General features: G+C 69.6%; 14 protein-coding genes. 6 read left to right on the top strand and 8 right to left on the bottom strand.

The window, feature by feature from the left end; all coding sequences use genetic code 11:
• Positions 1 to 13 precede the first annotated feature (13 nt).
• Complete coding sequence (locus AB4Z18_RS14470) at positions 14 to 982, top strand: zinc-binding dehydrogenase (RefSeq protein ID WP_441783431.1); 969 nt, start codon at positions 14 to 16, stop codon at positions 980 to 982.
• A gap of 84 nt (positions 983 to 1,066) precedes the next feature.
• Complete coding sequence (locus AB4Z18_RS14475) at positions 1,067 to 2,956, top strand: alkyl/aryl-sulfatase (RefSeq protein WP_441783432.1); 1,890 nt, start codon at positions 1,067 to 1,069, stop codon at positions 2,954 to 2,956.
• Here AB4Z18_RS14475 and AB4Z18_RS14480 read toward each other — a convergent pair.
• Together AB4Z18_RS14480 and AB4Z18_RS14485 are read right to left on the bottom strand one after the other, a co-directional pair.
• Positions 2,953 to 3,306: a DUF7882 family protein gene (locus AB4Z18_RS14480; RefSeq protein WP_441783433.1), complete on the bottom strand. Its 354-nt coding sequence runs from the start codon at positions 3,304 to 3,306 to the stop codon at positions 2,953 to 2,955. The two genes, AB4Z18_RS14475 and AB4Z18_RS14480, sit on opposite strands and share 4 nt — an antisense overlap.
• A gap of 37 nt (positions 3,307 to 3,343) precedes the next feature.
• Positions 3,344 to 3,673, bottom strand: coding sequence for a hypothetical protein (locus AB4Z18_RS14485; protein WP_441783434.1), 330 nt, complete (start codon positions 3,671 to 3,673; stop codon positions 3,344 to 3,346).
• 122 nt (positions 3,674 to 3,795) lie between these two features.
• Between AB4Z18_RS14485 and AB4Z18_RS14490 the strand changes: the two genes are divergently transcribed.
• A complete protein-coding gene (locus AB4Z18_RS14490) occupies positions 3,796 to 4,872 on the top strand; it encodes a fatty acid desaturase family protein (RefSeq protein ID WP_441783435.1) in 1,077 nt (358 codons plus the stop codon).
• A gap of 21 nt (positions 4,873 to 4,893) precedes the next feature.
• On the opposite strand, the gene AB4Z18_RS14495 is transcribed toward AB4Z18_RS14490, so the two are convergent.
• A complete protein-coding gene (locus AB4Z18_RS14495; protein WP_441783436.1) occupies positions 4,894 to 6,129 on the bottom strand; it encodes a molybdopterin molybdotransferase MoeA in 1,236 nt (411 codons plus the stop codon).
• Between the two features lie 220 nt (positions 6,130 to 6,349).
• On the opposite strand from AB4Z18_RS14495, the gene AB4Z18_RS14500 reads away from it, so the two are divergent.
• Genes AB4Z18_RS14500 through AB4Z18_RS14510 form a run of 3 tightly spaced genes read left to right on the top strand, consistent with a single transcriptional unit; the run spans position 6,350 to position 11,477 of the window.
• The gene (locus AB4Z18_RS14500) at positions 6,350 to 7,759 is read left to right on the top strand and encodes an MFS transporter (RefSeq protein WP_441783437.1); all 1,410 of its coding nucleotides are present in this window, start codon (positions 6,350 to 6,352) and stop codon (positions 7,757 to 7,759) included.
• A 14-nt stretch (positions 7,760 to 7,773) separates the two neighbouring features.
• The gene (locus AB4Z18_RS14505; RefSeq protein WP_441783438.1) at positions 7,774 to 9,873 is read left to right on the top strand and encodes a molybdopterin oxidoreductase family protein; all 2,100 of its coding nucleotides are present in this window, start codon (positions 7,774 to 7,776) and stop codon (positions 9,871 to 9,873) included.
• The gene (locus AB4Z18_RS14510; protein WP_441783439.1) at positions 9,870 to 11,477 is read left to right on the top strand and encodes an FAD-dependent oxidoreductase; all 1,608 of its coding nucleotides are present in this window, start codon (positions 9,870 to 9,872) and stop codon (positions 11,475 to 11,477) included. Before AB4Z18_RS14505 ends, AB4Z18_RS14510 begins: the two co-directional genes overlap by 4 nt.
• 1 nt (position 11,478) lies before the next feature.
• Here the strand turns inward: AB4Z18_RS14510 and AB4Z18_RS14515 are convergent, their stop codons facing one another.
• The 5 genes from AB4Z18_RS14515 to AB4Z18_RS14535 form a co-directional block, all read right to left on the bottom strand.
• The gene (locus tag AB4Z18_RS14515; protein WP_441783440.1) at positions 11,479 to 11,829 is read right to left on the bottom strand and encodes a hypothetical protein; all 351 of its coding nucleotides are present in this window, start codon (positions 11,827 to 11,829) and stop codon (positions 11,479 to 11,481) included.
• Positions 11,826 to 12,182, bottom strand: a complete 357-nt coding sequence (locus AB4Z18_RS14520; protein ID WP_441783441.1) for a hypothetical protein — start codon at positions 12,180 to 12,182, stop codon at positions 11,826 to 11,828. Before AB4Z18_RS14520 ends, AB4Z18_RS14515 begins: the two co-directional genes overlap by 4 nt.
• Before the next feature lie 22 nt (positions 12,183 to 12,204).
• Positions 12,205 to 13,434 carry a hypothetical protein gene (locus tag AB4Z18_RS14525; protein ID WP_441783442.1) on the bottom strand — a complete coding sequence of 410 codons (1,230 nt, stop codon included), beginning with the start codon at positions 13,432 to 13,434 and terminating at the stop codon, positions 12,205 to 12,207.
• Positions 13,431 to 13,724 carry a hypothetical protein gene (locus tag AB4Z18_RS14530; RefSeq protein ID WP_441783443.1) on the bottom strand — a complete coding sequence of 98 codons (294 nt, stop codon included), beginning with the start codon at positions 13,722 to 13,724 and terminating at the stop codon, positions 13,431 to 13,433. Before AB4Z18_RS14530 ends, AB4Z18_RS14525 begins: the two co-directional genes overlap by 4 nt.
• A 289-nt stretch (positions 13,725 to 14,013) precedes the next feature.
• The gene (locus tag AB4Z18_RS14535) at positions 14,014 to 15,144 is read right to left on the bottom strand and encodes a uroporphyrinogen-III synthase (protein ID WP_441783444.1); all 1,131 of its coding nucleotides are present in this window, start codon (positions 15,142 to 15,144) and stop codon (positions 14,014 to 14,016) included.
• Position 15,145 lies beyond the last annotated feature (1 nt).

Consider the following 15,145-nt stretch of genomic DNA (forward strand, 5'->3'; position numbering starts at 1 on the left):
AGAGGGAGTAGTCGTGAGGGCAGTCATCATCGAGGAGTTCGGAGACGCGAGCGGGATGCGCGTGGTGGAGCGGGAGACGCCCGTTGTGCCGCCGGGCCACGTGCTCATCAGGACCGAGGCGATCGGCGTCGGCGGCGTGGATGCGGTGATCCGTCGCGGCACGGTCGGCTCGGTCTCCGCAGCCGGGATGATCCCCGGCAGCGAGGTGGCCGGAACGGTGGTCTCCGTGGGTGCAGGCGTCGACGACTCTTGGATCGGCAGACGCGTGTGGGCGTTCACCGGGATCTCGGGCGGCTACGCCGAGTTCGCCGTGGCGCACGTCGACGATCTGTCGGTCATCCCGTCGGGGCTCTCGTCCAGCGACGCGGCCACCCTGGGGAGCGCCGCCACGGTCGCGCACTTCGCGCTTGCGCACGCGCGATTCCGGTCGGGCGAGTCGGTGCTGGTGCGCGGCGCGGCGGGAAGCATCGGCATCGCCGCGATCGAGCTGGCGGTTCGAGGCGGCGCGAGCGCTGTCGCGGCCACCACCGCGTCCTCGGAGCGCGGCCGGCGGCTTCGCGAGCGGGGCGCGACGCACATCCTGGACCGGGCGGGACAGGGTGACGGGGAGGCACCGGACGTCTTCGATGTGATCATCGACATCGCCGGGGGAGCGGAGGTTCCGGCCTTCCTCGACCGGCTCGCGCCCAACGGCCGGTTCGTCCTCGTCGGCGCGGTCGCCGGATTCCCTCCGCCGGACTTCGGCCTGACGCTGCTGCGCTCTTTTCAGCAGTCCCGTTCGTTCGCGACGTTCAGCCTCGCCACGATCCCGGTCGCGGAGCGCAACCAGGCTCGGGAAGAGCTGCTGCGGCTGGCCGCCCGAGGCGAGCTCAGCGCGGTGGTCGACGAGATCCTGCCGCTCGAGGAGGCACCGGAGGCGCATCGCAGGATGGACGACGGCAGCGTGTTCGGCCGTATCGTCCTCGTCCCGACCGCTCGCTAGGCGACACGGTCGGCCCTAGCCGCGTCCCGCTCCCGGGGTGCAGTCTCTGCCCTGTGGGGTGCCGCCCCGGTGAGGAGCACGACCGTGCCGAAGCAGAACGACCCGACCGAATCCATCGTCGCAGCGAACCGTGCGTGGCTGGATCGCAGCATCTTCCAGGATGTGGCCGACTTCGAGGACGCCGATCGCGGGTTCCTGGGGACCCTCGACGAGCCGGCGATCACCGACGCGGACGGCACGGTCGTCTTCGACGCGTCGGCGATCGACTTCATCACTGGCGACGCTCCGGACTCCGTCAATCCGAGCCTGTGGCGGCAGGGGAGGCTGATCCAGCGCAACGGCCTGTTCGAGGTCGTCGAGGGGCTCTATCAGGTGCGCGGCCTGGACCTCTCCGTGATGTCCCTGATCGAGGGGGACACGGGCGTGATCGTGGTGGACCCGCTGGTGTCAGAGGAGACCGCGGCCGCGGCGCTCGCGCTGTATCGGAAACATCGTGGCGACCGCCGTGTCGTCGCCGTCATCCACACCCACTCGCACATCGACCATTTCGGGGGCGTACTGGGCATCGTCACTCCGGAGACCGTGGAGTCGGGGGAGGTGCAGATCATCGCTCCGGAGGGCTTCGTCACGCACGCCATCGAGGAGAACGTGTACGCCGGCACCGCGATGGCCCGCCGGGCGGCGTACATGTACGGGGCGGTTCTGCCCCGCGGGCCGAAAGGACAGGTCGGCGCGGGCCTCGGCCAGACCAACTCCATCGGGACGCCGGGCATCCTGACGCCGACGCTGGAGATCACGAGCACGGGCGAGACGCACACCATCGACGGCGTGGAGTTCGAGTTCCAGCTGGCACCGAACACCGAAGCGCCGGCGGAGATGCACTTCTACCTCCCGCGCTTCCGGGCGCTGTGCATGGCCGAGAACGCGACCCACAACCTGCACAACCTATTGACCCTGCGTGGTGCCCTCGTGCGCGACCCGCACATCTGGTCGCAGTACCTGACCGAAGCGATCGAACGGTACGGCAGTCGGTCGGATGTGCTGTTCGCCTCCCACCACTGGCCCACCTGGGGAACCGACCGCATCCTGCACTTCCTGGCGGTCCAGCGTGATCTGTACGGCTACCTGCACGACCAGACCCTCCGGCAGCTGAACCAGGGCTACAACGGCGCCGAGATCGCCGAGACGTTCCAGCTGCCGCCGGCGCTCGAGAAGGAGTGGAGCACGCACGGCTACTACGGATCCGTGTCGCACAACGTGCGCGCCATCTACCAGCGGTACATGGGGTTCTTCGACGGCAACCCGTCCCGGCTCTGGCCACATCCGCCGACGGAGCAGGCCGAACGCTGGGCCGCGCTCGTCGGCGGCGTCGGGAAGCTCATCGAGGGGGCCCGAGCCGCCTACGACGCGGGCGACTTCCGCTGGGCCGCGACGCTGCTCGACACGGCGGTATTCGCCGACCCACAGCACGCAGACCCACAGAACGCAGAGGCCAAGGATTTGCTGGCCGACACATACGAGCAACTCGGTTACGGGGCCGAGAACGCCACCTGGCGCAACTTCTACCTGTCCGGCGCGACAGAGTTGCGCGAGGGCAACTTCGGCAGCCCGATCTCCACCAACGCACCCACACTGCTTGCCCAGCTCTCGCCGGAGCAGATCTTCGACGCGATCGCCATCCAGATCGACGGGCCGAAGGCGTGGGATCTGGACCTCGCGATCGACATCACGTTCACCGACCTTCAGCGCAGTTTCCGGGTGACCCTGCGCAACGGCGTCCTCGTCTCTGTCGAGAAGGAGCCGGCCGATGCCGCGCAGCTGCGCGTCACCACAACGCGTCCGCGCTTCCTCGCCCTGACGGCGGGCGACACCGCATCGCCAGGGATCACCCTGGAGGGCGACGCCGGAGTGCTGGCACAGTTGACGAGCGTGCTCGACCCGGGCGACCCGAACTTCGAGATCGTCGTACCCTAGCTGGCGAAATTGCCGTTGTTCGAGCCCGGTTTGGTGGTCGGGGGCGCATCCAGGCTCCCCTCGTCCAAAAGCTGCAGGCCGAGGGGTGTGGATGCGGACACGACGAGCGCGTTCACCCACTCCCGGTTGATCTCGGGAAAACGGCTGCCGGAGTACTTGAAGTGCAGGTCGGTGTGCGGCCCGATCCACACGGCGCTGCGGCCGTCCCCCACGGTCTCGTTGTCCCGCCAGTTCAACATGAACGTCTCCTGGCGGCGGAGCTTGGTGCCGACCGCAATCTGGAGGTGCGCGAGGACCCGGTCCTCGAACGCGATCGCCAGCCGGCCGGCGCCGTAGAACAGGGTTCCCATCTTCGTTGTCTCCTCGCTGCGGGCTGCTGCGGCCGGCCTATTCGCCGAAGCCGTCGTTCGTGTAGTCGGCGGTCTCCTCGAACACCGGCCGGGACGGCTGCAACCGTGCCGTCTTCTCCCGCATGGATCGCGTCGCCTCGGCGTCTGTCAGGTCGACGCCGCGGTCGAGGGCGGCCGCCGAGAAGAGCTGACTGGCCGGACCGATGAGCAAGCGGGTGCGGCCCTGCATCCCCTCATCGGAGAGGGCGGGGACGGTGACCAGATCGGACTTCCCGACGTCGGCGAGTGCCTTGGCGTACATGACCAACGCCTCGCACACGTCGTCGTCGAGAAAGATGTATCCCCCTGCGTAGTACAACTTCTTCATGCCACATCATTGACACCGTTTTCCCGATTTTTCTAGGGATACCCCGGTGTGAGCATCCGCGGCGTAAAATCGCTCGCACAGCGTCCCGGACCTCGATGCGACTCGATCAGAGGCGGGCCGCCATGACTGAACCATCGGGGCTTTCGAGCCGGCGTGACGGCGGCTACGCCGGGCTCGCCACCGTCATCCGCGAGTCGGGGCTGCTGCGCCGACGCTACGGGTACTACTGGACGAAGCTGGCGCTGGTCCCGATCGTCACCGCCGCGACGGTGGCGGCGTTCGTGCTGATCGGCGACAGCTGGTGGCAGCTGATCACCGCGGCGGTGTTCGCCTTCGTGTTCACGCAGATCGCCTTCCTCGGACACGACGCGGCGCACCGGCAGATCTTCCGATCCGGCCGGTGGAACGACTGGACGAGCCTCCTCGTCGGCGACCTCTTCGTCGGGATGAGCTACGGCTGGTGGCAGCACAAGCACACGCGGCACCACGCCAATCCGAACCAGGAAGGGGTCGATCCCGATCTCGACCTCCCGGTGGTGGCCTTCACTCCCGACCGGGCGGCGGCGGCGCGTTCGGACCTGGTGCGGTGGCTGATCGGCCACCAGGGGTGGTTCTTCTTCCCCATCCTGCTGTTGGAAGGTCTGTCGCTCCACGCGTCGAGCGTCCGGCGGGTGGTCACGCGCGGGCATCTGCAGCGGCGGCCGGTGGAGATCGCCTTCCTCACCGTCCGCATCGTCGGCTACCTGACGCTGGTCTTCCTCGTCCTCTCACCCGGGATCGCGGCCGCGTTTCTGGCCGTCCAGCTCGGCCTGTTCGGCTTCTACATGGGGATGTCCTTCGCGCCCAACCACAAGGGGATGCCCCTGGTGCCGCACGACATGAAGCTGGACTTCCTGCGGAGGCAGGTGCTGATGAGCCGCAACATCCGCGGCAATCGGACGCTCGACTTCCTGATGGGCGGCCTCAACTATCAGATCGAGCACCACCTGTTCCCGTCCATGCCGCGCCCGCATCTTCGGAGGGCGGCGCCGATGATCCGCGCGTACTGCGAGGCGCAGAAAGTGCCGTACACCGAGACCGGGCTGCTGAGCTCGTACGCGATCGTGACGCGGCACATCAACAGCGTCGGCCTCGGTGATCGGGACCCCTTCAGCTGCCCTCTGCTGGAGTTGCGGCAGATCTCGTCGACGACGGAGTAGCGCCAGCGTCGGGATCGGTCGTCAGGCCGGCTCGATCACGGGAAGCAGCTGACCGGCGAGCACATCCCCGATCTCGGCGGCGACGACCCCGATGAGCGGCGCCGAGAACATCGCCGACAGTGCGTGTGCGGCGCGGGCGGGCTCGTCGGCGGGCGCCACCGTCACCCCGTCGCCGCGCTGGGTGACCGACAGCGGGACGAAGCGCACCGTCCCCGCCGAACCGGACCATCCCGTCGACACCGTCTCGGCCAGGAGTGCCTGGGTGTGAAGGATGCCCGAGAGCCGCTCGAGAGCCGGCCGCACGAACGCCTCGAACGAGACGAACGCGGCGGTCGGCGTGCCGGGGAGGGCGATCCACGGCACTCCGTTCCAGCTGCCGTGCGCCTGCGGTCTGCCCGGGCGCATGGCGACGCGGGTCAGCACACCGCCGGGTGAGCCGGCGACCGTGCGCCCGAGGACGTCATGCGTCCCCGCTCCGAGGCCGCCGGTGGAGACGATCAGATCGGCGTCACGGCAGGCCTCCTCGAGGGCGGCCTCGACCTCGCCGGGGGCATCGGCCGCCCGGTGGATACCCGTGACCTCGCCGCCCACGGCGCGTACGGCGGCGCAGAGGTACACGGCGTTGGAGTCGGGGATGGTTCCAGCCGACGCGTCGGGAAGGTCGGTCACGCCGTCGCTCAGCTCGTCGCCGGAGGACAGCACGGCCACGCGCGGGCGCCGCCGGACAGCGACCGTCCGGTGACCGGTGGCCGCCAGAAGCGCGAGGGCCCGTGCCGTCAGCGTCGTGCCACGCGGGATGAGCGCCTCTCCGGTCGACACGTCTTCCCCCGCCCACCGGATGTTCGGCTTGGCGGGCGGCCACACCTCGACGGTCGGGTCGTCGGTGAACCGGCCGGGCGTCGAGAGCTCGACCGGGATGACCACGTCGGCCCCCTCGGGGACGGGCGCCCCGGTCATGATGCGCACCGCCTCTCCCGGGCGGAGTGGATGCGCGCGGCGGTGCCCGGCCGGCACCCGGTCCACCACGGTCAGCCGCGCGGGATGCGACGGGGTGGCGCCCGCGACGTCCGCCGACCGGACGGCGTACCCATCCATCGCGGAGTTGTCGAACAGGGGCACGGGTTGCAGGGCGGCCACGTCGGTCGCGGTGACCCGGCCAACGCCGTCGATCAGGGCGACGTGCTCGATCGGGAGCGGCCGCACCAGGGCGACGACGGCCTCCCGGTACTCGGCGACGGTGCAGGCGAGCTGGTCCATCCCGACCTCCTCAGGTGTCGATGAGCCCACGCTAGGCCGCCGCCGTGACTGCGCCGTTGCCGTTGCGTCACCCCGGATTACGTTCCCCTCACACCGCCGGGGACCGCACGAGAGGTGTTCGTTACGCCCCTTTCACGTCGCGCGTGTCCCGCCGAAACACGGTGTTCCTAGCGTGGTGGCACCACATCATCCACCGGCTCCATCCCGCAGGAGGTCCCCGATGACCAGCACCGTCTCCGCCCCGTCCGCGCCCGGCACGGCCGATACGTCTACCGCCACCTCTGAACTCGTCCATCGCCCCGGGCGGTGGATCGAGGGCTGGAACGCCGAGGATCCGGTCCAGTGGCAGCAGGGCGGCGCGGCCATCGCGCAGCGGAACCTGCGCTGGTCGATCTTCGCCGAGTTCCTCGGCTTCGTCGTCTGGCAGCTGTGGTCGATCGTGGTCGTCTCGCTGCCCGCAGCAGGATTCAGTTTCGACACCGCCCAGACGTTCTGGCTGATCTCGATGCCGAGCCTGGTGGGTGCGACCCTGCGCTTCCCGTACACGTTCATGGTGCCGAAGTTCGGCGGCCGCAACTGGACGATGATCTCCGCCGCGCTGCTTCTCATCCCCGCCATCGGGCTCGCGATCTGCGTGGCCAATCCGCAGACCCCGTTCGGTGTGATGCTGCTGGTGGCGGCCCTGGCCGGCCTCGGCGGCGGGAACTTCGCCAGCTCGATGGCGAACATCACCTTCTTCTACCCGCAGCGGAAGAAGGGATGGGCGCTCGGCCTGAACGCGGCAGGCGGCAACCTGGGCGCCGCCGTCGCGCAGTTCGCCGTGCCGATCGTCATCACGATCGGAGCCGGCGCGACCCTTCAGCTGCCCCTCGCTGGACTGATCTGGGTGCCGCTGATCATCGTGGCCATCGTCGGGGCTTGGCGACGGATGGACAACCTGTCCAACGCCCGCTCCGACCTGAAGGCGTCGCTGGCGGCACTGCGTGCCCCGGAGCTGTGGCTGATGGCGCTCCTCTACATCGGGACCTTCGGGTCGTTCATCGGCTTCTCCGGTGTCTTCCCGAAGCTCATCGCCGACCAGTTCCCGTCGTTCAGTTCCTTCCCCGTCGCCGGTACGACGCTCTCCCTCGCCTTCCTCGGCGCCCTCGTCGGCTCCCTGGCCCGGCCCTTCGGCGGCCGGCTGGCCGACCGCTTCGGCGGCAGCGCGATCACGATCGCCGCCTTCGTGGTGATGGCCCTGGGCGCGCTCGCCGTGGTGCTCACGCTGCCGCTCGACAACTTCTGGCTGTTCCTGGCGTTCTTCCTCGTTCTGTTCGTGGCCAGCGGCGCCGGCAACGGAGCGACCTACCGGATGATCCCCACCCTGTTCGCGCTCCGTGCGGGCGCGGCCGACGGCCACAGTTCCGCGGGTGACGTCTCGGCCCAGCGGACGGCGGCAGCGGCCCTCGGGATCGTGTCGGCGTTCGGCGCCTACGGAGGCTTCGTCATCCCGCAGGTGCTCGGACTCTCGAAGACGTCCACCGGCGGCTACGAGACGGGCCTGATGTGGTTCGTCGGGGCGTACGTCGTGCTGCTCGCCGTGACTGTCGGCGTCGCGGTGCACGGTCGTCGCCGCGGGGTGCGGATCTAGCAGGGAGCGCTCGGATGCCCGCTGAGACGCACTGCCCGTACTGCGCCCTGCAGTGCGCGATGACGCTCACCCCCACTCCGGGCGGGCCGACGCCCGTCGCGGTCACCGGACGGCAGTTCCCGACCAACCGCGGCGGGCTCTGCAAGAAGGGGTGGACGTCGGCGGAGGTGCTGTCGACGCCCGGGCGGCTGACCACACCGCTGATCCGCCGCGGGGGCGAGCTGCGGCCGGCGAGCTGGGATGAAGCTCTGGAGCTGGTGACCGAAAAGCTGACGGCCATCCGCCGGGAGGACGGCGCGGACGCGGTCGGGGTCTTCGGCGGCGGCGGGCTCACCAACGAGAAGGCGTACCTGCTCGGCAAATTCGCCCGGCTCGCCCTCGGCACCTCCCGCATCGACTACAACGGCCGCTTCTGCATGGCCTCGGCGGCGGCAGCCGGCAACCGGGCGTTCGGGGTGGACAGGGGGATGCCGTTCCCCGTTACCGACCTCGATGACGCCGACACCATCCTGCTGCTCGGGTCGAACGTGGCCGCCACCATGCCGCCGTTCCTCGGCCACCTGGCGGGGGCCCGCGCGGCCGGGGGTCTCGTCGTGGTCGACCCTCGCCGCTCGCAGACCGCACAGCTCACGGCCGACGGAGCCGGCATCCACATGCAACCCGCGCCGGGGACCGACCTGGCGCTGCTGCTCGGACTCACCCACATCGTGCTGGCCGAGGGGCTGGCCGACACTGCCTACCTGGAACAGCGGACGACGGGCTTCGACGCGGTGCGCCGCAGCGTCGCCGCATGGTGGCCGGAGCGCGTGCAGGAGCACACCGGTGTCCCGGTCGGAGAGCTGCGGGAAGTCGCCCGCCGCCTGGCGCGCGGGCGCGGCACGTACATCCTGACGGGGCGCGGCGTGGAGCAGCACGTCGACGGCACCGACACGGCGACTGCCGCCATCAATCTCGCGCTCGTGCTGGGGCTGCCCGGCCGGCCGGGATCGGGTTACGGGACGCTTACCGGCCAGGGCAACGGGCAGGGCGGCCGGGAGCACGGCCAGAAGTGCGACCAGCTGCCCGGTTACCGGAAGATCGCCGATCCGGAGGCGCGCGCCGCGGTCGCCGCGGTCTGGGGAGTCGACCCCGACACGCTCCCCGGCCCCGGTGTTCCGGCGGTGGAACTGCTCGGGATGCTCGGTCGGGCGGGCGGCGTGAGGGCCCTTCTCGTGCACGGATCGAACGTCGTGGTCTCGGGTCCCGACGCAGGTGCGATCCGCACCGGCCTGCAGGCTCTCGACCTGCTGGTCGTCTGCGACTTCGTGCTGTCCGAGACGGCCGAGCTCGCCGATGTGGTGCTGCCGGTGACGCAGTGGGCGGAGGAGGAGGGCACGATGACGAGCCTCGAGGGGCGCGTGCTGCGCAGGCGGCGGGCGCTCGACCCGCCGCCCGATGTGCGGAGCGAGCTCGACATCCTTGCCGACCTCGCCCGAAGACTCGACGCCCCCTCGGCGTGGCCCACCGACCCTGCGGAGGTCTTCGATGAGCTCGCGCGGGCATCGGCCGGCGGGATCGCCGACTACTCCGGGCTGAGCCATGCCCTGCTGGATGCGCAACTCGCAGGAGGCGAGGCCGCCCACTGGCCGTATCCGGTCGGCTCCAGCGGGACACCCCGGCTGTTCCTCGACCGCTTCGGTCACGACGACGGGCGGGCGCGGCTGGTCCCGGTGCGGGCAAGGGAACTCGACACCGGCCGCGGGCCGGGGGAATTGACCCTGATCACCGGGCGCCTGCTGGAGCACTATCAGTCCGGGGCGCAGACGCGGCGGGTGCCCGAGCTGCTGTCCGCCCAGCCCGAGGTGCGTGCCGAACTGCACCCGGCGACGGCCGCCCGGCTGGGGATCGCGGACGGCGACCCGGTGCGCGTCCACAACGTCCGCGGTGAGGTCGTGGCCCGTGCACAGCTGACCGGCGGGATGCGGATCGACACCGTCTTCCTGCCCTTCCACTTCGCCGGGCGTCAGTGCGCGAACCTGCTCACCGAGGCGGCCGTCGATCCGGTCTCGGCGATGCCCGAGTTCAAGCGCACGGCCGTGACGGTCGAGCGGGCGCACCAGGAGGAGGCCGCATGAAAGGGAGACCGCTGCGCGTCGTGCTGGTCGGCTACGGGCCGGTCGGCGCGCGTTTCGTGGAGGAGTTGCTACCTGCGATCGCCGCCGGGGAGGCGAGCCTGACGGTCGTCGGGGCCGAGCGCGAGGACGCGTACAACCGGGTGCTGGTCGCCGAGTACGCCGTCGGCGCGGCGGCTCGGGACCGGCTGGACGTGACGGATACGGACGCGGCGCGAGCTGCAGGGGTCGAGATCCGGCTGGGGGATGTGGCGGTGGCGATCGACCGCGACCGGCAGCGGGTCCTGGTCGAGGGAGACAGCGTCGAAGGAGACAGCGTCGAAGGAGGCGCCGAGCTGCCGTATGACCGGCTGGTGCTCGCGACGGGTGCGCGCGCCAACATCCCGACCCTCGACGGCTTGCACAGCACCCGCCGTGACCGTTCAGCGGCGCCGACGCCCGCGCTCGACCAGGGCGCCCGCCCGCTCCCCGCAGGCGTCGTCGCCCTGCGCGACCTCGGCGACGCGGAAGCGGTCGCCCCGGTCGTCGCCATAGGCGGCACGATCGTGGTGCTCGGCGCTGGGGTGCTCGGGATGGAGTTCGCCCTGCTCGCCGCCGAGCACGGCGCGGAGGTCGTCGTCGTCCACCACGGCTCGGCGCCGATGGCACGCAACCTGGACGAGCCCGGCGGCCGGATGCTCAGCCGCGCCGCCCGGGCGCGAGGCGTGGGGATGGCAGCACACGCGCGGGCCGAGAGCATCGGCTTCCGCGACCACGACGGCGGACGCGTGTTCGACGGCGTGGGATGCGCGGACGGCACGTACATCCCCGGCGACCTGCTCGTGCTCTCCTGCGGTGTGGGCCCGCGGGTGGAGCTCGCGCTCGCGGCGGGGATCGCCTGTTCCGCCGGCGTCCTCGTCGACGAGGAGCTGCGCTCCTGGACCGACCCTGACGTGTTCGCCATCGGCGACTGTGCACAGGTGGCGTCGCCGGACGACGCGGATGCCGACGGCCGGGTCGCCGGCGCACCGAGCGGACTCATCGGCCCGGGATGGCGTCAGGCGGCCGCGCTCGCCCGCCGCTTCCGCGCGGAGGCCGCCGGAGGCGCGGCCGGCCGGGACGCCGCGGTGGCGCTGCGGGAACGACCCGCCGCCGTGATGCTGAAGGCGACCGGCATCGACGTCGTCGCGGGCGGGAACCACACCGCCGAGCCCTGGGACGCGGACGCCGAGGTGACGGTCTGGCTTGACCCTGCCCGGGCGGCCTACCTGAAGACGGTGGTCCAGGAGGGCGCCCTCACCGGATTCGTCTCGGTGGGGCTGCCGCACGCTGGCGCCGAGCTGACCCTCCTGTTCGAGCGCGGCGGGGCACTGGCCGCCGAGCCGTCCGCACTGCTGAGACTGGATGCGTCCGACTCCGGAAGCGCCCCCGCCGAGGACCCCCTGGGACCTGCGGCCACGGTCTGCTGGTGCAACGGCGTCACGGCCGGCCGGATCGGCGAGGCGGCGGCATCCGGATGCGACACGGTGGATGCCGTCGGCCGCGAGACGCGCGCCGGCACGGGATGCGGCGGCTGCAAGGGACGCATCGCGAGCCTCCTGGCGGCCGCCCAGGTGGTGCCGAAGTAACTCAGCGCGAGTCGTCGTCGTTCGTGCGGCGTTCCTGCAGGAACTGTTCGCGTTCTCGGGTGTGTTGGCTGGTCATGGTTTCGAGGTCTTCTTCGAATCCGGCGATGACCCGGGCGGCGCTGCGTACTTCTTCGTCGGTCCGTTCGGTGACACGTTGGAGCTGTTGCTTGAATCCGGGATCGTCTGCGACGCCTTCCCGGGCGGCGAGGTGGTAGAAGTCTTCTTGCATGCGCCGCATCTGGGTGCGGTAGTGGTCGACGAATTCCTCGGCGTGCTCGATTCGCTCCCGCGCTGCTTGAGTGGCGTCGTCCTGAGCCTCCTCGAGCTCGCCGACACTGCTGTAAGTGGTCATGTGATGGTGTTCACTCCGTGGGTGTAGTCGAGGTTGGCGGTGATCGTGCCGACGCCTTCCTCGACCTTTTTCTGTACCAGGCCGGACAGGATGGCGTTGCTGACCGTTACTCCGGCCAGACGCCCGCCGATCTCTATCGTGTGGGCTTCCACCGGAACCCAGCCTCCGGTTCGGACCAGCGTGTTCTTGGCGTGGACGAGGGGCGGCAGGACCGAGTTCAACATTCCCACCGCCTCGTGGTGGATCAGGGCCGCGATCCCGTCGTGCACTCCGTCGGCGAGGTCGTGCAGACCGCTCCCGAATTGCTGGATTAGGTAGGCGAGGTTGGCTTCGTTCGAGCCGAAGTCTGGCATGCCAGGCCTTCTTTCTGCGGATCTAGAGCCCGGCATAAGTGGACGCCCATTGCTTGTCCTGCGCGAGGGCGTTCTGGGCGGCGGAGGCGATGCCGACCGCTAGCTTGTGGACGGTGTCCAGGTGCTCATCCACCCGTCGGTTGACGGCGTCGACGGCGTTCTGGTCGATGTTGTGATGTACCTGCAGCCGGTTGATGGCCGCACAGTTTTCAATGTCCGCCTCGGTGATGAACGGAATCATCGCGACCGCGGTCTTTGCCTCACGCAAACCCTGCTCCATCTGTGGGATCAGGCCGCTGTTGACCGCTTTGATCGACCGCAACGGTTCCTCCAGCTGGATGAAGTTCGCCGCCATAGAGGACGCCGCCAACGTGTCCATCATCACCGTCAGCCCGGAGCCCAACATCCCGGCCACGGCCCCGACTGCCGGATTTCGGAGCAGTACCAGCGCGCCCGTCAGTAGCGGAGCCACGTAGATACGGACACCCTCCGGTAGCCCACTCAGTGTGTTTTCACTGATTGCCTCAAGGCTCCGGCCTTTGACGCCCGCTCCCATCACGGAGCCGTCCCGGGGATCGAAGCCGAAGGCCGTGGGAATGTTGTGATTGTCGAAGAATTCCTGCCCCGGCTTACCTTTCACGTGAATGGCCGAGCCGCTCGGGTCGCCGGGGTAGTTGCCGATCAGGTCCCACTCGTTCAGGTACCTCGACCATGGTTTCCTGCCCGCGGCGACCTCCGCGCGATACCACTTCTTGTCCTCGTCCGAGAGCGAGTCCCAGGCATCCGGACCGTTGAAGGTTGTGGAAGGGACATGCAGTTTGCCGGAGACGTACTGCGCCAAGTAACCGCCCAGCGAGTGCCCCACCGTCTCAAACCGGGCCCCGGGATGCGTCGCCATCACCTGTTTGGCATACGCCAACGCCTCGGCGGCCTGCGTCGCCGACCCGGTCTGACCACCGACCACGATCTGCGCATCCGCGCTGAGATCGGCATGATGACCCGGATTCGTTCCCGCGTAGGCGATGGACACCTGCGAAAAGTCCCTCACACCGTTCACCACCGGCACCACCGTAATCGCCTGAAAACCCGTCACCGGGTCATGCACCGGCGGCGGAGGGACCACCTCGAATATCTGCCCAGGTTTGCCGGGAGGATGGAATCGCTGCCCTGAAGCATATGGCGGGGTCTTCCATAAGGGATCCGCCCTATATGCCGCCTGCGCGATGCTTGCATACTCTTCCGCCGTCGTCATCCCAACACCCCCGATGATCCGTCGCTGAAGGTGATAGGGACTGGTGCGGGAGTCGAATTGGGGATGGGAGCGGGCAGTGGATCTCCTCCCACGAGGCTTAGCCCGAGGTCTTCTTGGTAGTCCTTACCCGCTATGGTGACCGTCGCCCACGCCGACCAATCGCCAGCACCACTGAAGCCGCCTTCTTCGTTGTATCCGATCCGCTCGGTCTCTGGCCAGTCGCTGATGAACAGCAGCGCCGCCTTCTTCTGGTTAGCGAGGTTCGTCGCTGTTGTGTCTTGCCGGTTCATTGCGTTTCCTCCAAATAAGGAACACGAGGTCAACGCCGCAACGATTGCAACTGCAACGCCCGGGCTCAGCAAGAGTCTCTTACGGGGGTTGTTCCCTGACTCGCGCATCCAGGTGCCACCCTCCCTCGACGCCGTGGGGCCGCATGAAGCTCGCATCATGGCATCATCCATGAACAATTCGTGTTTCTGCACGGTATCCCAGCGCGGGAGCCAACTCGGCGGCGGTGTCCGCAATAGATCGGCGGGCGCGCTGGAGCTGCACGAGCCCAGCGGGGCGAGCGCAAGCCGCTCAGACGTCGAGGCGGTATCCGCGCTTCACGACGGTCGCGACCAGGCCCGGCGTTCCGAGGCTCTGCCGCAGCCGGCTGAGCGACACCTCCATCGCGTGCTCGTCGTACTCCTCTGCGAGCGCGAAGGAGAGTTCCCTGCGCGAGACGACGGCGCCGTTCGCCGCCACGAGTGCGCGGAACAGCGACAGCGAGGTCGGCGTGAGCCGCACCGGGGTACCGCCGACGATGGCGAGGCTGCCGCGCAGCTCGACGTCTCCGTGCCGGGTGGAGACGCGGCGCGTCGACCGGGCCTCCAGGTGCTCGCAGACCAGCCGGATGAGCGCGCCCATCCGGAACCGGTCGGGCTGGAGCGGCGTGATCCCGGCCGCGACCAGTGGGGCGACCGTGACCGGCCCGACACCGGCGGCGACCACGTCGCCTGCGAGCGCATCCACCACCTCGCGATAGCGGTTGCGGGCGAGGGCCGCGACGAAGAGTCCGTCGACCGCCGGCGCGCTGGTGAAGGTCACGCAGTCGAGCTGGCGCGAGGCGATCGCGTCGACGAGCCGGATGACGCGTTCGTCGCTGTGCTCGGCGACCGACCACGAGTAGGGCGCCACCGTGATGACCCGGTTCCCGGCGTCGCGCAGCCGTTGCAGCTGCTCCTCGTCGGTCTGGCCGTGCAGCTGCACGGCCACGGTGATGCCCGCGGGGTACTCCGAGATCACCTTGCCCACGAGGGATGCGGTGGTCTCCTCGTCGCTCATCCCGGCGTCGTCGAGGCCGGCGGCCCGCACGGCACCCCGCGCCTTGGGGCCGCGGACGAGGATCGTCGACTCGGCGAGCACGCGCTGCAGGCCCTCGCCGAGACCGGCGGAGTCGGCGACCTCGAACCAGCGGCGCATCCCGTAGCTCGTGGTCGCCAGGAGCACGTGGGGCTCTGCGGCGATGATGCTTTCGGTGTCCGCGATGACCGGAGCGTCGTCGTCCGCGTGCTGCATGTGGACGGTGGGCGCATGCAGCACGCTGGCACCGCGGCGCTCGAAGGCGTCGATGAGGTCGGCCGAGCGGCGGTCGCTGGTGACGCCGATCCGGAATCCGGCCAGCTGGTCCGGCCGGAACGCCGCGACGCCCGGGCGCTCGTCGCTCATC

It is taken from the genome of Leifsonia sp. 2TAF2, assembly GCF_052115085.1.
Lineage (GTDB): Bacteria > Actinomycetota > Actinomycetes > Actinomycetales > Microbacteriaceae > Leifsonia.